This window comes from Haloarcula nitratireducens, assembly GCF_019599505.1.
This window is the reverse complement of record NZ_RKLT01000009.1, coordinates 33,522-52,898: the sequence shown is the minus strand read 5'-3', so window position 1 is coordinate 52,898 and position 19,377 is coordinate 33,522. Positions and strand designations below refer to the sequence as shown.

The window sequence follows — 19,377 nt, the reverse complement described above, 5'->3', positions numbered from 1 at the left end:
AAGATGGAGCAACCCGACCTCTCCCGCGATAGCCATGTCGTCCTCCTCCTCGCGTCTCACCTCGGTGGGAAACCAGATGACAAGGGTTCGGACAATGGCCTGGGGCCGGCCGGCTGGCAGGACTTCGCCACCAACGTCGCCGATTCCGCTCTCGACTCGCCCGGATCTCTCCTGGAACTGGAACCAGACGAGTGGCCCACGGATATCTGGACGAGTCAGGCTGACCGAGAGTGGGTAACACAGCGACTCGGTCGATCAACGCGTCTGGCAATGGCCCTCGAAGATCTCAACAACCGCGGCATCTGGGTCACGACCCTTTATGAGAAATCGTATCCGTCTCGGCTGGCGGATATCTTAGATCGCAAGGCACCGCCCTTCCTCTATGTGGCCGGCGAGGGCGACCATCTCAAGACCACTGCGGTCGGGTTCGTCGGGTCGCGGGACGCAGACGAGACCGACCGGGACTACACTCGACGACTGGTCGAAACGGTCATTGACGACGGGTTCGGGATCGTCTCGGGTGGTGCGAAGGGAATCGATGAAACCTCCGAGAAGGCCGGATTGGAGCGAGGTGGCCCGGTGGTCGAGTTCCCCGCAGAGGGCATTCACCACTGCCTGCAAGATGAAACTGTCCGAGAGGCGGTGATAGAAGGGCAGTTGACGCTTGCCTCGCCATACCATCCACGCACGTCCTGGAACATTGGGGCGGCAATGGGGCGAAACAAGCTGATTCATGGCTTCGGGAAGTACACGGTCGTCGTGCGGTCCGGAAACGAAACCGGAGGCACGTGGGAGGGGTCAATCGAAAACCTTGAACATGGCTGGTCATCACTCCTCGTCTGCTCGCACGATGACACGCCGCCGGGGAACGAGGCCCTGATCAAGAGGGATGGCATCCCGATTGACCCGACTGCCATCCCTGGAGAAGGCTCGTTCGACAAGTGGGTCCGTGCACAGCGGCAGAGCGCATCTGATTCGGCGGGGCAAGACGACCAGCCAACGCGTGCAGCTGACAAGCCAGGTACGTCAGACGATACCCAGTCCTCGCTCAACGACTTCGAGTAATCCGACCGCATCCGCACCGCAGAAGATGTCTGCCACCGGAGAGGGTGGCAGTAGTCGATTCGAATCACTACCTTGGCCGGTGCAAGGGGCACAATGAATCCACCTAGTTTAGAATTTACATTAGCTAACGACTGTCTCGAGTAGTGGACGGTCTATGCCAACGATAGTATCCGTGCTATAGAGCGGCGCTGTCGTCAGCGCTTAGTTAGCGTCGACGGCAGCAATAATGAGGGGGTGGACTTCGAGCGCCATGCGTAGCCAGCACGTACACTGAGTGTGGATTTCAGTAATCCAAGTTGAGAGGACTTGACGAGTTCGCGGGAAAGGGCCGACGGAGTACAGCTACGACATCGTCGTGCTGGTAGTGTTTTCTGAGGAGATTGCACTCACAACTATCTGAAAAGCTCCATTCTCACAGATTAAGACATCTTGAACAAAGTCCGGCGCTTGATGGCAATACTGGAGATCTGTCTCTCGAGTGTTATCTCACCATCGGCATCGTAGTGTACGGCGTACCTGCGAACTGCGTGCCAATCCGTCACATTAGTCGATTCTTAGCCGCGACCGTAATCCGGCTATCGCTGCTCTGTGGCTTGTCGTTGTCGGAATTCGTATACTAGAATTCTGGGTTCAGACTTGAGCTACTCACCGTTAACCCGGTGTGATATGCAATCTCGACCAGCACAGGCTCGTGGAATGGGCGTGATGCCAAAAAAGAGGACAGTACGATTCCCAATCAGACAATCTTGACAACTTCTGTATCTGCAAGGGATTGACGGGGAATAATGAGCAGAATTTTCGGGGATAGAGAGAGATGTTGATTATCTTCTGCACTTGAGTTCTTGAGACCCTCGAATATTACCGACCCAATTGTGGTTTCTGCTCTACCAATTGAGTCTCCGAGGAACTGTGATTCATGAATTGCTTCTAGTATGGCTTTTTCATATCTTGGCTCAGAGGATTCTGGAAGTACTTCGTCTAAGTAGGATTGAGGCAGATCAAGGGAAAAGCCCTTGAGTAGTGGAATATCGTCCCAGGCGGATTGATCAAGTAACAGATACGAGAAGTCATCTCTATGCCCTAATATTTCAAAGTCACCGGCTAGTTCGCCTTTGAACTGGCTGAGATACTCGTTGAATGCGCTGCAGACGAGCGCTCCAAATACTGACGAGGTGTAGCCACAGCCGACAATACCATCAACAGTACCTGCTGATACGGAGAGATCCTCTGTAAGGTATTCAAGGAGCCGGAATCGATTATCTCGTGACCCTTCTTCAACGGATCGGAGAAGACGATAGAATTTGGGCGATTCAATCTCGGTGATTTCGTATTCGTCCAGTATAGCTTTAATAAATAGTGTTCGCTTCTCTAACGATAGCTGTTGTACATTAGATTCTCCGATCTCATCGGAAAGAAGTGACTCAATGTCACTTTCAGCTGGTTTGCCGAGTGTGTAGGTATATCCGAGATCTCGAAGTGTCCAAAACTCTTCGGACGGGAAGGAGTCTCCTGATTTTAGTCCCATCCCTTTGAGGATGCGTATTCCAGCTGATTCAAGTTGAAACGTATAGGCTGGCGGTGGGGAGGACCTATTTTTTACTTTCACAAACCAAGGTGACTGCGAGCCCTTACTGCTTGATTTCCGTTGCCAAAATCGTGGCATCACCAGATACATGCTAGATAGTAATTTCAATATTTCGATGTGATATATAGTCGTACAGATTGCTAGCCTGTAATGAGCCGTCTGTTTCAAGCGAACGAGACTGACTCGATGTGTCGGGTATTCCAAAGATATGAGCCTTGTTGAAATCCTCCGTCGCTGACATCCAAGAAAGGTTCTCTCTTGGCCGCTCACGACTAAAGCCACAGAAACTAACCGCTATACGAAACCGTAAGAGGTGGAGAGGGTTTCAACAGAGCCCAAAATAGTCAGAACTGCAGCCAGTCGCGGCCAGTTGCCAGAAAGTGCTGTAATCCAGTCAAGCTCTACGAATTAGATCCATAGCGTAGGAATCTGTCGGCGATGAGTAGGCCCGACGCAACCGGGTGGAAGTTGAACCTAGATCTCTTGGGAAGTGATAACTTCAGATTGGGTCTGCGTTTTACCTTTTTAGCTATTGAATATAGATTTTTTATTAGTCCTAAATAAGTTGGATTTTGAGATTACCGGGTTTTCTTGGCGTTGTTCACGTTTTTCGAGACTGCCTGTGGAGTTTTGCCCCGTTCCTTAGCCCACTCCGCTTGTGAACGTCCCCGTACTTCGACCATCCAATAGTCGAGCGCCTCTGCTGGCGATAGTCCTTCACTTACGAGTTGCACAAAGTCCATCTCTGGATTCCGGCCAAGTGCTTCATCTATGACAAGACGTACGACGTCACCTTCCCATTTATATTCAAACTCTTCATTGAATGCCTGAAAGTCAAAAATTGACATCCACTGTTCCTTATCGTTAACCCAAATATCCAGTCCGAAGGCGGCCCCATGACTGTGGTTAATGTTACTTGCATCTGGTCTAGAGCGGAAAAGTCCTCGAAACTTTATTCGAAAACGCTTATCTCCGACCCCTATCGTTGCAGTATCTCCCTCATCCAAAGTAACCGTTGTCGTAGAAACTTCCCCGCTCGAAGGGTCTCCACCTTCGATACCTGACAGCAGGAGAGTGGCAGGTCCTTCAACGGGATGGTGACGATTCGCCTTACAGGCACCACCACCGTATTGTTCCTGATGAGTTTGAAGTGTTGAGTAGAATGCACCGTTTAGTTCAGAACTGGAGCCGTAGTTCTCCTCTGAACTCTTTGTTAAGTCCTGAAACCTCCTCACTTCGGAGTCGTACTCGCCAGACATGCTTCAACCTATAGTTGAATTTCCAGCTAATTAAACTTATGGTTGCTATTTGCTTCTGGGTTAAAGGATATGAGTCTTCGGTCTCAGAGGAATCGGGAAGAATACGATAATGAGGTATTTTGTGCAGACTCAGATAGAAGATATCAATAGTCGTTCGAGCTCCGCCTATTACGTAGCTAATGACACAGCTTCGAGTGCTATTTACAATCTGTCCACGAATTGGTTCCCCCTAAAGGAGAGCACAACGCTAGAGGTATCTGATAGGCTCGAACCGAAGTACATCTTTGAAGAGATAGACAGACCATTTAAACTATAATGAGAACGGCGATATCCAGTTAAGTCGCTGCAAGAGAACCCCTTGTATCCGTCACACCCGTTGTGACGGCGCCGAACACTGCCGCTGCCTCGTTCGTGTTATGTACACTCTCTCGGCTCCTGAATAGGAGGGCCGCCCGCCCAGTCCTGCAGCTAGCAAACAGCAATGCCAACGACGGCAGGGCACGTGCCGTCGTGTTCCCACAGCTCGGTTGACGCCCGTTCTGTCCTCAGTTCCCGTGCGTCACGCGGTTGCCCCCTCCTCGCCCGTCACAACGGGCGTGACACCGCCCGTGGTTGCTTTGTCCTCGCTCCCATCCAGCAGGTCAAGGCCAACGTAGCGCTTGTCCAGCAAGCCCTCAGCGGTCTCTATATCCATCGCCAGCAGTTCGGTCTGGTCCTGCTTGCGGCCGACCTGCCGCGTCTTGTGGACGAGATCCGTGCCGCCCAACTCTTGGAGCTTGTCCCACACACGGGCAACCGTCTGGCGATGGGGCGTCGACCCCAGTTCCGCGAGCAAGGCGTCTTCGAGATCATCCTTCGTGAAGAAGACGCCACTGCCGTCAGTCCGTTCGGTGGCGAACTCGGGCCAGCGCGTCGCGACACTGATCGCACGGAAGGTGTTCTGGCGGTTGGACTCCTCGACGAACATCGTCTTGATCTTCTGGTGGCGACAGTTCGCGAAGAAATCGAGCGGCGAGGAGCTTGGTTCGACGCCATGGGGTAACTGTTCGGCGTCTTCCTGGTGGTCAGCGTCAGCTTCGAGTTGCTGGGCTTTCGCGATAGCGCTCTTGGCGACCTCGTGGGTTTCCTCCTGTTGGGTGTCGAGGTCGTCTATTTCTGACGCGTTCTGTTCGCTCGCAGCGCTGGCTGTGGTGGCGATGTCGTGAGTCGCTTCGTGTGCGTCTTGCAGGTCCTCAATCGTGTCCTGCAGGTCACTGACGGTGTCGACGAGCGTTGCCAGCAGTTGTTCGACCAGCGGGTCGATGTCGTGGTCGGCCAATTGGTCGAGGCAGTCCTCGAGTGCGGGCTCGGTCTGGCCGATAGTCATATCCAGTGCGTCGGCGACGGCCGCGTCTCGCTCATCGACGGGACTGTCGGTGGAAGTTGGGTTGGACATTGCTGCAGTGCCCGTCCCGGAATCGAACCAGGGCGACCGACCACGGTACGGGCCAAAGCGGTGGCTGCTGGACGTGTGGGGCTGGGTTACTGTGTGGGGGCCGTCATGAGCGAGGCCCACTGATGGCGGGCGACACCGCATGGAGTGTCTCCGCGTAGTGGGTGAGCTGTCGCTGGCCGGCGTCGGTCAGGGTATACGCGTTCGTGCGGTCGTCAATCGGGTCGCGCGTGACGAGTTGCTGGTCGATCAGGGTGTCGAGGTTCTGGTAGAGGCGGCTGTGGTTGATTGGGTCGGCGTAGCGCTCGTCGAGATAGTCCTTGAGTGCGAGGCCGTAGGGTTGGTCCTCGATGGCTGCGATGGCTTGCAGGAGGTCGCGCTGGAAGCCTGTAAGGTTGTAGAGCGTCATGCTGGGGCTCCGGGGGTGACTTTGCGGTCGTGGACCGGGCTCCAACGGTTACTGTGAGGACATGGACGACAGGCCGGTCGTGGATGCCGTGACTCGGTACAACGACGCTTAATTGTCGGCTGGCGATACGACGCAGTCCCTGGGAAGGATTCAAGACTCCCCGTTGCGTGTGCGTTCATGCAGTTTGCTTGACCGACGCGGCGCCCGTGCTGATGACACGGCGTCGCACTCGGTTTTCCAACGACGCCCGAGGAGCGACGCGTCGGCTGTGCTATGACTGTGTACAGCGCAAGCACTTAGTGTTTTGGCTAACAAGCTAAATTCGTATGCAACAGACTAAAGAATCAGCTTGTAGATGTAAAAACCATCTTACCGGTGAGAATATGCCATTAGGTCCAGAGAATGGGGATATGGTGAAAAGCGAGAGAAAAGACTTGATTCTCCAATTCATGGGCGAATATCCTCTCGCAATGCCTCCTGTCCTTATCTATCGAAATTTGCGACTACATCGGAATCTCCGGGTTGGGAAGGAAACTGTGAAGAATTATCTACAGGAGCTTGTTGAAGAGGGGCTTGTTCTCCGTATTGACAAGAATGCACTTGATGATGGTGAAATTAGAGAGGCAGATCCTGACGACCGGGCTTACTACATCATTAGTGAGGAAGGCAAGGACGAAATAGAAGATACATCTTGACCTTGTTGGCCGTTATTTTGGTCTATAAGCAAAAATACTAAGTACGTCACCGCCCTTCTATAGAGTAGGAACACACGCGTCGCTGGGCAATTTCTTTCAGGAAATCGCCCCGGTGTTGGCGCACCGAGGCGCGTGGGTTCTGCTGGAGAACCAATGGCAACTACGCAAGCCAATCCCCAAGAACGTATCGCCCGCAATCGACTGACCCAGGACCCTTCCTTCATCGGGGTTGACGGCGAGAACGCTGCCCACCACTGGGACAGCTACGAGTCCGCCATTGTCGTCGTCGACGAAGATCTGAACGCTGAGAAGTTCGAGCTCGACGAAACGCCGTGCCAGACCCTACAAGATTGGTGCGAGCATACGCGACAGCAGCGTGGCTGGGACATTGGCCCACGTGTCGGTGGCTCACTGGTCGGAGATCTTGTCGGAGGTGTCGAAGCATGAGCTGCACTGTCGAGGAACGGGAGCAAGTGCGACGTGCTGCACGGACGATTCAGGACGCAATGCCGACTGCAGCTGTCGACGTGATCGCACCGAACGCCAGTCAGTACGATGCGTGGACGCTCGATGCAGTGCTTCGTGAGACGGAGGGAGTACCACCTGAAGTACTTCGAGAACTGGCATTGGCTGGATTGACGCTACAGCCGACACCGTCGCAGGCTGAGTATCAGCATGTAACCGCAACCGTGTAGCTACCGCCATCCAACCCTCGACCGGTTTTCGCGCTCAGTCTAGGGAACAACCGGACCCGTGGGCAGTTGCAGCCAGCATCGCGTTGGTAACAGCCCTGGTGACTGGGCGGGCAACACAATCATTGAGTCCATGAGTCATTGATTTATTCTGAATAGAGCGGTGAGCGGTTCTCGTTCCATCGACGTGAGCAGCTATCCTTTTACTGCTACCGCTACTGATAGCTCTAGTAGGTCGATGGCGCTGAAAGCACTATTGCACAACGACAATGCGGTTTCGCCCGTCATTATCGTCCTGCTCATGCTCATCTTCACCATTCTAGTCGCAGTCGTCCTTGTCGCCTTCATCTTCGGACAGAGTTTGTGAATCGTCTCGGTGGCAAGCCCCGAGGCACTCGCCTTGCTCATCTATAAATAGACTAGTAACTCCGCAGGCGACGCTCGCGGAGGAGGACGACGGGAGTATGAGTTCGGCAGAGATGTCCACTGCGTGTGTCTGCCGGTACGGACGCTCCCGCAGGTCCTGGTTTGTGCGCAGTGCGTCTATCGAACTGCGGGCCATAAGACAGCACAGAAGTCGGCGACTGACGACTCCACAAACGTCTAGTACGTCCGCTGCGAAACTCCAGTTGAGTTGACCAAATCGCTCTTTTTTCCTATGAATACAGATATTCGGATGAGCAATACCTGACAATGTGGCCCTGGGGACATCTCGCAGTTGGATATTTCTGCTATCTTGCTATTGTACGTCTGGGAGCGAGGAGGGGACTGACGGCGGCGACCTTGCTGGCTGTTGCCTTTGGTACGCAGTTTCCCGATCTCGTCGACAAGCCACTTGCCTGGAGTGTCCCGATACTTCCCTCCGGGCGATCGTTGGCTCATTCGCTGGTGGTTGCAGCGGTACTGCTTACTGTTCTCTACTGGATCAGTCGTGTCTACGAGCGCGAAGAGATTGTCCTCGCCTTCGCTGTCGGCTATGTCGCACACAGCTTGAGCGATTTAGGACCGGGTACGGTCCTCGGTCTGCTACAGGGCGATTTGAGTCAGCTTACATGGACGACGTATCTCGTCTGGCCGCTACTGGCGCCACCGCCGTATCCAAATGACTCGTCGTTTATCAGCCACTTCGTCGCATTTGCTTTCGAGCCATACGTGGTCTTTCAGAGTCTGTTATTTGTCGCTGCATTCGGGCACTGGATCCTAAAGGGTCAGCCCGGGCTTCGGACCACTCTATACTATCTTGACCCGAGGTGAGCCGCCGGAGAGTCATCGAACGCCGTCAAGTCCGCTCCCAGTTCCGGGCATGAGCTACCCAATACCGGGTTTGGGTTGTTCACGACAGGGTCTGGCCTATGCTGAGCGTTCTTCGATGAGCTCACGAGCGGACTGGCGAACGGCATCGTCACTCGACTGGTCAGGTTCCCAGCCCAGCGCTGCGAGCTTGTCGATCGAGAGGCGCATCCGTGGGACGTCACCAGTCCAGCCGCGATCGCCACCAGTGTACTCGTACTCGGGATCGATGCCCATCTCCTCGGCGACGATGTCGGCGATGCGGTCAACAGAGGTGGTCGTCCGTGTGCCGAGATTGAACACGTTGTGCTCGGCGTCAGCGTGTTCGACAGCGTGGACCATCGCGTCGATGCACTCCTCAACGTGCATGTAGGATTTTTGCTGGCGGCCATCGCCGAGGATGGTCAGCGTGTCGGGGTTCTCGTGGAGTTTGTCGATGAAGTCTGGGATCACTGCGCCAGCCAGACGTGGACCCACGATGTTGGCGAAGCGAAACACCCACGATTGGATATCGTGGCTGTGGGCGTACGTCGAGATGAGAGACTCTTCGGCGAGTTTCGTCGCGCCGTAGACGCTAATCGGTTCCAGTGGAGCGTAATCTTCGGGTGTCGGGCGTGGGGCTTCGCCATAGACAGTTGAGGAGGAGGTGAACACGAGGTTCTCAACGCCGACATCATCCATTCGCTCCAGGATATTGTAGGTGATTGCGCTATTGTCGGTGAACTGCCGCCGGGGTGTGTCGGTATCGACGAGCTTCGAGGCCGCAAGGTGGACAACGAGGTCTGTCTCAGCGGTAATTGCCTCAGCGACGACTGCTTCGTCAGTGAGATCGCCCTCAAGATACGTTGCCTCGTCGTGGACCCACTCTTGGTGGCCATTCGAGCCGTCATCAACTACGGTGATGTCGTTCGTCGCGACCAAATAATCGACGAGATGTGAACCGATGAATCCAGCGCCACCAGTGACGACAATTTTCTTTTCGTCAATTTTCACATGAATACTCTATGGCGAGAGAAAAATAGCTTTGTGGTTGGCAAGAATTCGATATAGTACATTAAATCATGATGGTATAGATATTTTACAATCATTAAAATATAGTATTAGTTATCCAAATCGGATATTAGTGATTTGGTTACCGACTATATTTTCGATGTGATACTAGATATATTTATGTTGAAGACCATATTAAAGCTAAGCGAAAAGAAAGTAGAAGGTTTATTATTCCATAGAATAGTATTCAAACCACTATAATTGGGTATCAGAGTTAGTCATGATTAATTCACATATGAAAATCGGTTTAGTAAGTTTACGATGGGATGGGCACCATACGCCATATGCAAATCTAATTTCTCAGTCTCTTATTGAATTAGGACATGAGGTTACACTATTTATCCCAGAGAATCATAAGCGCAAAAAAGAATTTGACAATCATAGTCGTCTAGAGATCGTTGAAGTGCAATCTACTGTAGCTGGAAATTCTCCAGGGTATTTAAAGTACATCAATCAAAATATAGCTTATTATAACCAATTAAAAAATATCTCAAATTGTATAGAATTAGATATTATTCATTTGTTAACACTAGATATTCTCCAGCCACCATTACTATTGTCTGCTATAAAAAATGGTTTAGATACCCCTACTGTCGCAACTATACATCGAGATCATCCCTATAGAAGCTCCAACCCGACTAATAAATTTTCAAAAGAGAAATTGACATCGGAGCTTAGGAAAGGACTTCAGATAATGGTCGATATTTCAACATATTCTTTAGTTCGATTTGGCTATATAGACCAGTTGTTGACACACTCTGAAGAATTGAGAGCTAGACTTATGAATGGAATCTTTAGAATCCCAAGCGAAAATGTTACAAAAATACCAGCACCTACAGCACCTCTATCAGAAGATATTTCTCAAGAAAAAGCAAGAAAGGGGCTCGATCTTCCGTTGAAAAAACCAATTATTTTATTTTTCGGAGAAATGCGAGAGGAGAAAGGTCCAGATATCTTGGTTAATGCACTTGAAGATATCACTCAAGAATGTGCTATAGTATTTGCTGGCAAAGAAGGATATGTAGATTCTAGTACCATTGAAGAATTGAATACTGATTCTCAAATTGATATAATCACCCGGTTCGAATATATTCCAGAGGATCAATTAGCATCCTACTTTATTTCATCAGATTTACTTGTCCTCCCATATCGAAGGACGAAGGGAATTTCCGGCCCCCTTAGGCAAGCAGTCATGGCTAATACCAGTATTATTGCATCACATCCTACAGATATTGGGTCGATAGTTAAAGAAAATAACTTGGGAGAGGTCTTTAGTATTGGTTCAGAAGAGAAGTTTGCATCAAAAGTAAATGAATTCCTGAAGGGAAACCTCTCTCACTCGGAGAAAGCATTATCTACATATGCTGAGAAAATCCACTACAAATCTGTCGGCAGTGATTTAATAGATATCTATAATAATCAGATTTATAGTTCCAAAATCCGAAATTAATTCTGAATATTATAAATTCTGTTAAAATAATCAGTGTATTATTAAGAGTTGTCACAGAACTTAAGTCATGAGTTTCGTAGATATAGTCACTTCTGTACATAATCGCCAAGAACGCTCTTGGGAGTATGATATTAATTTTTAGAGGATGACATCAAGAGCATTTTTGAGCGTTTTCATCACTGGTTTTCTGTAGAGTTCGCGGCGGAGCTGAAACGTTCTGTGATACGGTGTTAGCTTGTCTTTTGAGATTCCTCGGTGAGACGAGAGCCACGCGTCTGTTAGAACGCGTGGCTCTGCAGGTATTCACAGGTATATCGCCGTCAGCGTATTCACCGCCACTATAGACGATCTATTTGCGGTCGAACTCATTACCGTCCCCTTCGGGGTAGGCCCGAAATCCGTCCGTGTAGACAGTCAGTGACTCATAATCGTGGTCACCAAGCAGAGTCGAATCATCGACGAGAAACTCATATGAGCGACGTAGTGTTCCTTGACGAGCCGATGGAAGAATGCTGCTATAAGTCAGTCCTACGACGGCTGAACACATGAACTTCAAGCAGCAATTTTGAGTCGGTGTCGATAGCGGCGTATAACACCTTCTTTTCTCCGTCAGCCGAAATTTATTTCTCGTGGCCGTGATCCACGATGGCTCCGGTCATTGGCGGGTCACTCTGGACTTCAGACAGTGTATGAACCCGTTCCAGACCGAACTGTGGAGGCGACCGACACCCAGAAGTCTAAGATAGTGACTGTCTCCCTAATCAAAAGCCCTACCGTCTGGAGACGGACTCCAAATCGTCGGACGAATGTCAGGGTACGCTTGTTCTCCCACGTATTCATTGTCTTCATTAAATGTTTCGCTGAGGAGGTCTGCAAGTTTCACAGACACTTCTCGCTACGATCTCCTCGCTTCTCAAACTCGTTCAGCTAGAGAATGGCAGACAGAAGATTTTAAGATGCGTCATTTTTTGAGTCTATCACTCTAGAATCACCATTCGAGTATATTACATTACTTTTATATATGATAGTATTATAATGTTCGGTAGAAATTGGGCGACGTGGATAGGACGGAATAAAGAACCCATCAGTTGTCATTTCTCTATTGAGAAGGAAAATACCTGCTTCTGTTTCGATATTAAATTTACTCATATTCTGGCTATAAAATATCCCATGTACTGACGATTGGTTGAGTGGATATCGAGCTGTGTGTGAATTTTGAGCCAATAATGCACCCTGTGATAAATCAGAAATAATTATCTCGTTCGAATTGTTATTTATCCACTCAGCACTCTCTATTTCTTGGCTTGAATAAGTGTGAATATTGGTCCAAGCGGAACCTGCAATGAAAGTATAAGAAAGGAATACAGATGAAACAATCATTATTAAAAGAATATTTAATACCACTCTACCATTAACTCTCTCAGATAAACCGAGTGATATATCTTGGAGGCCTATAGAGACAGCAATAGTGGCAAGGGGGAGAGAAATAGGAATATATCTAGAAACAAGCCAAATCTGTCCAGTTGCAATATGCATCAGAGAAAAAATAATAGACGAGACCCCCCATAGAAACATCGGGATTTTAGCATACTGAATAGGATCATTCTCAAGAAACCAGTTTTTAATATCGAATAGTACTTTTATTCCACCTAATAGACCCAGTAGAAATAGAGGTATAATGGCAATTAAGCCATATCTTGGTCTTTTGAGCGCTGTTGATAGTACCGTAGATGATGCTGAAGATAATAAGTTCCCACTGCCCGTAATAAATAACAGTATATCCGATGCATAAAATGCATAGACATTGAATGGAATATAGAAGATAACCCAAACGCCACAAATGATGGTAATTAATCCTCCCCATGCAACACGACCCTTAATTTTATATAGCGCGGCGGCAGAAAGGATTGAAAATATAGCTGCCTCCATAAAGGCTCTTGGGTATAAAAATAACAGAGACCAAAGAGTAATAGGTAACAGAATAGCACCTGGTAACTTGCTCTCTTGAGTTCGGAAGCTGTAGACACTAAGCCAGATCACTATGAGAAAAAAGATGCTATCTAAAGCACGTGCACCAGTATTAATTGGAGACGATTGAGGACCAATCATGCCAGCAAATGCTATTGGAATCGAAATCTTTGCTGAGCTAAAATTCCGGGCAAGTATATAATAAAATAGACCTCGGACTAAATATAAGGGCAGACTACTATAGAATATATGGCTCGGGGAGTCAGTAATCAAGCTAGTCATTGAGACAAAGATAGGCAGAATAGGTTGGGACTGCCTTGTCGAAGTTTTTCCCCAGTAAATAAGAGAATTATTGGAAATCGTTTTTGTTGAAAATATTGGAACGTGGCCAAACTGGATTATATGATTTGCAACAATAGAATCTGCATAAAAGAATACGTCTTTATAGAATACAGATTTCGATAATGATTCATTTATAAATAGCGGGACCAAAAATAGAAGGGTCGTTATAATTATTTTTGTTTTTCTTCTCATTTTCTAGCGTGCGATTATTATACTATATATAATAATTTATTGGCAGTATGAAGAACCAAAACATCGTAACTAGTTATCAAATCCACGCTTGTTGCGGCGTATGTGCTTAAGGTAGTAAAGTAATACGGTTTACTCAGTGACTTTAGAACTCGGTATATACCTATAAACCAAGATTCTGGTTTGTTCACTTAGTCCAATTATTAAGAGTGTATATATTGAGCCTCCAAAGATGATAGTAGCAAAAAGTTCATAAATCGTATCGATAACGATGATATCGGTAACTAACTTTACTAATATAAACATTATCGATCCCGACACGATCTGAATTGCATGAATTTTACCCACTGGATTAAATCCCTTAAATTTCTTCCGTAGGAATATCACACCACCAAACCATCTCACAGTTTCAGAAAGTGCAGAAATAATAACTAAACCAACGGGTCCTATCAAATATAATGCAGGCAATCCTATAAGAATATTAGTGATTATTCCTGCTAAGGTAATCAAAAGCGTAATATCAGGCCGATCAAGACCACTAATCGCCGCAATTATTGAATCCGATTGAGAGTCAATTACGCGCACCAAAGCCACTGCAACAAGTAAATTTGTCGCTGGCGTATATTCGCTTCCATAGATTATAGTGATTAGTGGATTCCCTACTGCAAGGGCCCCAAAGAGCACGGGAATCGTAATTATACTAGCAAACGAGGTTCCAGATCGGACCTCTGTAAGTAATTCATTCCACTGACCCTTATTTGCTAAAGCACTAATTTTTGGCATTAACGAATTGCCGATAACAGTCGGAACGAAAATCCCAAACATAGTAATTTGCCATGCTACCTGGTAGTACCCAGCTACGGAAGTACTTATTATACTACCCAATAAGAATAGATCTAGTCGACTATATCCAGCGTACAAGGTTGACGTTATTAAGCTATATTTAGCAAATTCCCACACATTTAGTATATCATTTTTATTCGGTATTCTTGGTTCAGATTCTACATAAAGAGACAATATTAAAAGAGATATTGCCGATGTAAATACTATACCTGCTGCCCACCCATCTGTACCAAATCCGATATACAGTAATACCGCTTGGAACAATACTGCAACAGTCTTTCTCGCTGCATTTGTCCATAAATAAGCACTAATTTTTCCTCTTCCCTCTACTAGCCTTCCTAAGACCGTGAACATACCAGTCGTAGCTGTTATACCTATCAAGTATTCAGGAGCCGCTGTTAAAGAAGTAAGAGAGACGATCCAAACCTCAAGACCAACTGCTAATACTCCAATAATGAACGTCCAAATAGCTCCAGAGATAATTAAAAGGCCGAAAAGTACACCCCGCTTTTTATCTGACTCCGATACACGTTTTTTTGTGGCAGCGCCTACTCCATACATCGGATGAGACGCCCATTCAGCTAAGGCATAAATAAGTGAAACACCTCCGAACAGTACTGGTCCAAGTACCCGAGCGAAATAAATACTCCCGATAAATCCAACAAGAGCGAGGACTATTTTAGCACCAGTGCCTGAAAGAACTTGGTAGAAAATATTAAACTTTTCTGAGATATCTTGATCAGTCATAGACTAATTCCTAGAGGACCACATTCGAATCCAAGGAAAATGAGGCTTTAGCAAAAAAGAATCGATAAGATGTGGCGCCCAGTTAGGATGTTTAATACATAGATATGCGAGTCGCCATGCCCTATCAAAGGTAGTTACAGATCGAGAATGCTCTTCATGATAAAACCAAGATTGTGGAAACCGCTTAATCTCATAATTATTCTTTTTTGATCGAATGGCAAAATCAGTATCACCATTATGCGACATAAGCCTCTCATCAAATCCACCAATATCTCGCCATAGAGATTTCTTAAATACCATAGATCTTCCAAGTATTAGTCCTACTGTATCTTCTGCCATACCAACTAATGTATTCTCATCAACCATATCAACTATATCATATAGAGTGGACTTGTCGAAGGATAAGTCATCATCTAAGATAACGATAGTTTCAGCATTTGATTTACTTACACCAATATTTCTCGCTTCATTTATAGTTCCCTCTCCAATAATATGGACCGGAATATTTTCTGGAATAGAATCTGTTGTTAGAATATTCTCTTTAATACTTGGAATAACGACTTCGAATTCCTCATTCAATCTAGTCATTCTTTCTCGCGTATTTCTTAAAGTCAAATACTTATTAATAGTTTTGTTTCGAGACGTTTTCGTAGGCAAAGTGTGGATCCGCTCAATCTCTTTAAATATGCATAAGAGTATATACCACTAATGAAATACATAGTTCTTAAAATTTAGATCGTATATTTAAATATAGCCCAGAGCTTTAAGACGGTCTTGGGTTGCTTCTTCGTCCACAGTGAATTCATCTTCAGGTGGTTCTTCAGTTATCTTTCTGCGTTTTTCTTCACGAATTGTCAACCACGGTACTTCAATCAGCTCAGGAACGTATAAATTAGGGAAATGGTCAGTACCACGAACCGGGATCGGTGACTGTCTTTCGCCAAGGAGTTCACCGTGATCAGCAGTCACAACAATTTTCCCATCCACAGTTTCTATTAGTTCTTCAATATATTCTAACACATATTCGAGATTTGCTGCATATGCCTTTCTTACTTCTGTCATTGTCGTAGTTCCAGTAGGCCAGTATCCCTCTCTAACACCCTTTAGTGAATCATTGATACTATTTTGCTCAGAGGGAATAATAGGAAGATGTGGTTGCATATAATGTACAATGATACGCTTCTCGGGATACTTTTTGTGAGCATCCATTGCCACGTTCGTTACTCGGTCAGCAGGAGCCTGATCTCCTTGTTCATCCCATGCTTCGTCAAGAAATATCTTGTGGAATGTATCAGGCTCTACTAGCTTCGTATATGGATTTGCTGTTACGTAGACAGTATCATGTAGATCTCGTCCAACGAAAGAACGCTGAATAAATTCACGACTTTCAGATCCTGGTGAAATCTCTTTTTTAAGTGATCCTTGAAGTAATCGATTTCTGTTTTTAAAGAAATCATACCTACATGCGTCAAGAATTATTGCAGTATCCCAATCTTTTTCAACTAAATCAAATCCTTTTCTCTTCCCAGCTTTTTTGTAGTACTCTTGATTTATACATCTTCCATAGTAATTAACTTCGTGCTTAACAGCTGTAGGAATTTTTCTTGGATTTGACTGTGCAAAATCGTATATATCCCTTAGATATTCTATCATAACTACAGTAATAATGGGCTCTATGATATATTTTATGTTTACACTGAGTCAGATATGATGAGACGAATATCTGCTAATTTTTCAGAGTACCGGAAGGGACGGTAGCCGATCTCACTAGTACCACAAAACGCGTGGCTCTGATTAATTTGCTAACAGAATAACTAAGCGTTGATATCTTCTAACTATAGCAATTACCAGCAAACCCATCTTGGCAACAAATCGCTATAGAGTTAGATAAGCTAGGATCTTAATCAATAGGTACGTAGTACTATTCCAGCAATTACTTGACATCTTCAAATATAGCCAATAATTTATCAATAGTGCTTTCCCATGTATAGGACTGCACATGTTGTAGTCCATCTCTTTGTAGTTTATTCCTCACATCTTTATTTGACACAACCTCGAGGAATTTATCTGCAATTTCGACTTCTTCTTCAGGGTCAACAAATGCGGCAGCTCCATTTAGTACTTCTGGCAGTGAAGTACTTTCTGATGCTACTACCGGGGTACCGCACGCCATAGCTTCTAAAGGGGGTAACCCAAACCCTTCATATTTTGAGATATACGCAAATAGACTTGCGTTCTTGTATATATATTTTAGCTCTGGTTGGGATACAAAACCAGGTGTGATAATATCAGAGCCGTCTTCCACCATATCTATTTTTTTGAATATATATTTATTTCCTGGGCCAATGAGTACTAATTTATAATTACTATCTATCTTGTCTTTAAATATATTAAAGCTTTTAATTAGATTAGATATATTTTTCCTCGGATTCATAGAGCCTACATATAAGATATATTCTTCAGGTAACTCGTATTCTACGCCCTCCTTATTATTTAAATAATAATCATCTACGCCATTATATATGGCATGAATATCTGATGAATGAACCGGAAGATGTTTCTGAATCTCCCTCTTTGAAAATTCTGATACTGTTATGATTTTATTAGATACTTTAACCCCTTGTGGAACCAAAAGTCGACGGTAAATTTGATGGACTCCACTAGACATTCCTTTTTGCGCATTTATATCGTGAATATATGTAATGATAGGACAATTAACCGGTGTCATAGGTGCATTTCCGTTTGGGCAAAGTAATATGTCAATATCATCGCGCGAAGCTAAAGCTGGAAGAACAGAGCGTTCCCAAATTACGCCGAAGAAGTTTATTTTATTGGGGTATCCAAATCCACGAATAGAGACATTATTGGGCCACGCATTTTTTAGATTTTTGCTTCCATACAATGTAACCTCAACATCGTCACGTTCTGCAAGTCGTTTTGCTATTTTTATAGCGGTCTGAACAGCACCCCCCGGTTCATCTGTTAAAAAGGTCCTTGCATTAATTCCAATGTGCATTAGTCCTTGTACCCCAATGCATTTAAACGACGTTCAATTTCTTCGTCTACCTCGCTATCTGCCGCAGGTTCATTCTCGTTTTTAATACCTATTCGCTGTTCGACGTGGGCTTTCAACTCAGAACGAAGTGGCTTTTTTGTTGTCTCGGTGAATCGGATTTCCTGAGTATCGATATCGTGTTCACAAAAGCACACTCTGTCTCGTTTTCGAAGAGCGTACCGGCGTAGGTGACTGTTAGCATCTTCTCCGCGAGCTTGTGAGAACACAGATCTGTTGTCTTTAGAAGGGGCGAGCAGCGAAAATTCGACATCATGACCAATATATGACTTAATAGTTGAGACGACATCCAAAGTACTGGCGGGTGTGTTCACGGTCCTTGAGACTCCACTTGGCGGCCGAACAAATAGAGGTACCTTTGTAATTTCATCATGTAGATACCGTGGATGTTCATAATAGCCGTGTTCTCCAAATGCGTCGCCGTGATCAGCCGTCACAATCAGTAGAGACCTCTCAAGCAGGTCCCGCTCACGAAGCTCATCGAATAATTCACCAATATACTCATCATTGTATCGAATTTCAGCATCGTACAGATCGATCAACAGCTGCCGTTCATCGTCTGTAATCGACTCGGGATCATCGATAGCACGCTGGTACAGTGATTGTGCATCCCGCCCCGACAAACCCTGATCAGCGTACAGTGTCGCATAGTCACCGGGAGGCTCGTACGGCCCGTGCGTGTCCATATAGTGGTTCCAAAGGAAGAACGGCTCCTCGTCATCTAGAGAGTCGAGCCACTTCAGCGAGCGCTCGTTGATTTCCTCAGCCCGTGCATAATGGCGATTCCGAAACTTGTCGAGCGCCCGCTGGGCGAGTGCGATTAGCTTGTGTTGGCCGAGATGAAGATCGTCGTCGAAGACATCGAAGCCCTGGTCGAACCCGTATGCTCGAGAGACGAAGGGATTCGAGTGAAAGCCCGCAGTAGCGAATCCTTCTTCGGAGAGTGTTGTTGCGATAGTGTCCGAAGCAAGGTGATACTTCGAGTCGATAGCGACATCCGGGTATTTCCCCGTTAATAGTGCGGGCACCGCTTCGCGGGTATGCGAACTCGCACTGTACGCGTTCGTGAACCGAATACTCTCCTCAGCGAGTTCGTCCAGTACGGGCGACGTCTCGCGGTGATAGCCATAACAGGAGAGATGGTCTGCGCGAAGCGCATCCGCAGACAGCAGAATCACGTTCTCCCAATCTTCGCTCATTGTCTTGATTCAAAACATGGTATGATATAGGTGTTACGTGACCGATACCATTCGAAGACCGCAAACCGCATCACGGATTCGTGTAACTG

Annotated in this window: 17 protein-coding genes and 2 pseudogenes; 6 read left to right on the top strand and 13 right to left on the bottom strand. The window is 46.7% G+C overall.

Annotated features, from left to right (window positions below):
* The first annotated feature begins 3 nt into the window (after window positions 1-3).
* Complete coding sequence (locus EGH23_RS17495) at window positions 4-1,065, top strand: DNA-processing protein DprA (RefSeq protein ID WP_220581269.1); 1,062 nt, start codon at window positions 4-6, stop codon at window positions 1,063-1,065.
* 736 nt (window positions 1,066-1,801) lie between these two features.
* On the opposite strand, the gene EGH23_RS17490 is transcribed toward EGH23_RS17495, so the two are convergent.
* The 4 genes from EGH23_RS17490 to EGH23_RS17475 form a co-directional block, all read right to left on the bottom strand.
* Window positions 1,802-2,590 carry a hypothetical protein gene (locus EGH23_RS17490; RefSeq protein ID WP_220581268.1) on the bottom strand — a complete coding sequence of 263 codons (789 nt, stop codon included), beginning with the start codon at window positions 2,588-2,590 and terminating at the stop codon, window positions 1,802-1,804.
* 638 nt (window positions 2,591-3,228) lie between these two features.
* Window positions 3,229-3,909, bottom strand: a complete 681-nt coding sequence (locus EGH23_RS17485; RefSeq protein ID WP_220581267.1) for a hypothetical protein — start codon at window positions 3,907-3,909, stop codon at window positions 3,229-3,231.
* Between the two features lie 559 nt (window positions 3,910-4,468).
* Window positions 4,469-5,344, bottom strand: a complete 876-nt coding sequence (locus EGH23_RS17480) for a hypothetical protein (RefSeq protein WP_220581266.1) — start codon at window positions 5,342-5,344, stop codon at window positions 4,469-4,471.
* 103 nt (window positions 5,345-5,447) lie between these two features.
* Window positions 5,448-5,750 carry a helix-turn-helix transcriptional regulator gene (locus EGH23_RS17475; RefSeq protein ID WP_220581265.1) on the bottom strand — a complete coding sequence of 101 codons (303 nt, stop codon included), beginning with the start codon at window positions 5,748-5,750 and terminating at the stop codon, window positions 5,448-5,450.
* Between the two features lie 326 nt (window positions 5,751-6,076).
* Here EGH23_RS17475 and EGH23_RS17470 point away from each other — a divergent pair, with 326 nt between their 5' ends.
* From EGH23_RS17470 to EGH23_RS17455, 4 genes are all read left to right on the top strand, one after another.
* Window positions 6,077-6,445: a hypothetical protein gene (locus EGH23_RS17470; RefSeq protein WP_220581264.1), complete on the top strand. Its 369-nt coding sequence runs from the start codon at window positions 6,077-6,079 to the stop codon at window positions 6,443-6,445.
* A gap of 153 nt (window positions 6,446-6,598) precedes the next feature.
* Window positions 6,599-6,892 carry a hypothetical protein gene (locus tag EGH23_RS17465; RefSeq protein ID WP_220581263.1) on the top strand — a complete coding sequence of 98 codons (294 nt, stop codon included), beginning with the start codon at window positions 6,599-6,601 and terminating at the stop codon, window positions 6,890-6,892.
* Window positions 6,889-7,140 carry a hypothetical protein gene (locus EGH23_RS17460; protein ID WP_220581262.1) on the top strand — a complete coding sequence of 84 codons (252 nt, stop codon included), beginning with the start codon at window positions 6,889-6,891 and terminating at the stop codon, window positions 7,138-7,140. Before EGH23_RS17465 ends, EGH23_RS17460 begins: the two co-directional genes overlap by 4 nt.
* Before the next feature lie 690 nt (window positions 7,141-7,830).
* The gene (locus tag EGH23_RS17455) at window positions 7,831-8,391 is read left to right on the top strand and encodes a metal-dependent hydrolase (protein WP_220581261.1); all 561 of its coding nucleotides are present in this window, start codon (window positions 7,831-7,833) and stop codon (window positions 8,389-8,391) included.
* Window positions 8,392-8,487: 96 nt separating this feature from the next.
* Here EGH23_RS17455 and EGH23_RS17450 read toward each other — a convergent pair whose 3' ends face one another.
* A complete protein-coding gene (locus EGH23_RS17450; protein WP_220581260.1) occupies window positions 8,488-9,420 on the bottom strand; it encodes an NAD-dependent epimerase/dehydratase family protein in 933 nt (310 codons plus the stop codon).
* 277 nt (window positions 9,421-9,697) lie between these two features.
* Here EGH23_RS17450 and EGH23_RS17445 point away from each other — a divergent pair, with 277 nt between their 5' ends.
* The gene (locus EGH23_RS17445) at window positions 9,698-10,927 is read left to right on the top strand and encodes a glycosyltransferase family 4 protein (RefSeq protein ID WP_220581259.1); all 1,230 of its coding nucleotides are present in this window, start codon (window positions 9,698-9,700) and stop codon (window positions 10,925-10,927) included.
* Window positions 10,928-11,065: 138 nt separating this feature from the next.
* On the opposite strand, the pseudogene EGH23_RS26460 reads toward EGH23_RS17445, so the two are convergent.
* The 8 genes and pseudogenes from EGH23_RS26460 to EGH23_RS17415 form a co-directional block, all read right to left on the bottom strand.
* Window positions 11,066-11,384: pseudogene (locus EGH23_RS26460) on the bottom strand (IS1595 family transposase); the annotation flags it as partial.
* Between the two features lie 5 nt (window positions 11,385-11,389).
* Window positions 11,390-11,810: pseudogene (locus EGH23_RS27240) on the bottom strand (transposase domain-containing protein); the annotation flags it as partial.
* A gap of 68 nt (window positions 11,811-11,878) precedes the next feature.
* Complete coding sequence (locus EGH23_RS17440; RefSeq protein WP_220581258.1) at window positions 11,879-13,429, bottom strand: hypothetical protein; 1,551 nt, start codon at window positions 13,427-13,429, stop codon at window positions 11,879-11,881.
* 129 nt (window positions 13,430-13,558) lie between these two features.
* Complete coding sequence (locus EGH23_RS17435) at window positions 13,559-15,016, bottom strand: oligosaccharide flippase family protein (protein ID WP_220581257.1); 1,458 nt, start codon at window positions 15,014-15,016, stop codon at window positions 13,559-13,561.
* Window positions 15,017-15,019: 3 nt separating this feature from the next.
* Entirely contained in the window at window positions 15,020-15,604 is a 585-nt protein-coding gene (locus EGH23_RS17430; protein ID WP_220581256.1) for a glycosyltransferase family 2 protein, read from the bottom strand.
* A gap of 156 nt (window positions 15,605-15,760) precedes the next feature.
* Window positions 15,761-16,669, bottom strand: coding sequence for a sulfatase-like hydrolase/transferase (locus EGH23_RS17425; protein ID WP_220581255.1), 909 nt, complete (start codon window positions 16,667-16,669; stop codon window positions 15,761-15,763).
* Window positions 16,670-16,949: 280 nt separating this feature from the next.
* The gene (locus EGH23_RS17420; RefSeq protein WP_220581254.1) at window positions 16,950-18,032 is read right to left on the bottom strand and encodes a glycosyltransferase family 4 protein; all 1,083 of its coding nucleotides are present in this window, start codon (window positions 18,030-18,032) and stop codon (window positions 16,950-16,952) included.
* A complete protein-coding gene (locus tag EGH23_RS17415; protein WP_220581253.1) occupies window positions 18,032-19,288 on the bottom strand; it encodes a sulfatase in 1,257 nt (418 codons plus the stop codon). The genes EGH23_RS17420 and EGH23_RS17415 overlap by 1 nt, the downstream gene beginning before the upstream one ends.
* Window positions 19,289-19,377 lie beyond the last annotated feature (89 nt).

What these genes read in the sequence shown, in the direction of transcription:
- EGH23_RS17495 (WP_220581269.1), top strand. Translation starts at nt 4, where the DNA reads ATGGAGCAACCCGACCTCTCCCGCGATAGCCATGTCGTCCTCCTCCTC.
- EGH23_RS17490 (WP_220581268.1), bottom strand. Translation starts at nt 2,590, where the DNA reads ATGGGACTAAAATCAGGAGACTCCTTCCCGTCCGAAGAGTTTTGGACA.
- EGH23_RS17485 (WP_220581267.1), bottom strand. Translation starts at nt 3,909, where the DNA reads ATGTCTGGCGAGTACGACTCCGAAGTGAGGAGGTTTCAGGACTTAACA.
- EGH23_RS17480 (WP_220581266.1), bottom strand. Translation starts at nt 5,344, where the DNA reads ATGTCCAACCCAACTTCCACCGACAGTCCCGTCGATGAGCGAGACGCG.
- EGH23_RS17475 (WP_220581265.1), bottom strand. Translation starts at nt 5,750, where the DNA reads ATGACGCTCTACAACCTTACAGGCTTCCAGCGCGACCTCCTGCAAGCC.
- EGH23_RS17470 (WP_220581264.1), top strand. Translation starts at nt 6,077, where the DNA reads ATGCAACAGACTAAAGAATCAGCTTGTAGATGTAAAAACCATCTTACC.
- EGH23_RS17465 (WP_220581263.1), top strand. Translation starts at nt 6,599, where the DNA reads ATGGCAACTACGCAAGCCAATCCCCAAGAACGTATCGCCCGCAATCGA.
- EGH23_RS17460 (WP_220581262.1), top strand. Translation starts at nt 6,889, where the DNA reads ATGAGCTGCACTGTCGAGGAACGGGAGCAAGTGCGACGTGCTGCACGG.
- EGH23_RS17455 (WP_220581261.1), top strand. Translation starts at nt 7,831, where the DNA reads ATGTGGCCCTGGGGACATCTCGCAGTTGGATATTTCTGCTATCTTGCT.
- EGH23_RS17445 (WP_220581259.1), top strand. Translation starts at nt 9,698, where the DNA reads ATGATTAATTCACATATGAAAATCGGTTTAGTAAGTTTACGATGGGAT.
- EGH23_RS17440 (WP_220581258.1), bottom strand. Translation starts at nt 13,429, where the DNA reads ATGAGAAGAAAAACAAAAATAATTATAACGACCCTTCTATTTTTGGTC.
- EGH23_RS17435 (WP_220581257.1), bottom strand. Translation starts at nt 15,016, where the DNA reads ATGACTGATCAAGATATCTCAGAAAAGTTTAATATTTTCTACCAAGTT.
- EGH23_RS17430 (WP_220581256.1), bottom strand. Translation starts at nt 15,604, where the DNA reads ATGACTAGATTGAATGAGGAATTCGAAGTCGTTATTCCAAGTATTAAA.
- EGH23_RS17425 (WP_220581255.1), bottom strand. Translation starts at nt 16,669, where the DNA reads ATGATAGAATATCTAAGGGATATATACGATTTTGCACAGTCAAATCCA.
- EGH23_RS17420 (WP_220581254.1), bottom strand. Translation starts at nt 18,032, where the DNA reads ATGCACATTGGAATTAATGCAAGGACCTTTTTAACAGATGAACCGGGG.
- EGH23_RS17415 (WP_220581253.1), bottom strand. Translation starts at nt 19,288, where the DNA reads ATGAGCGAAGATTGGGAGAACGTGATTCTGCTGTCTGCGGATGCGCTT.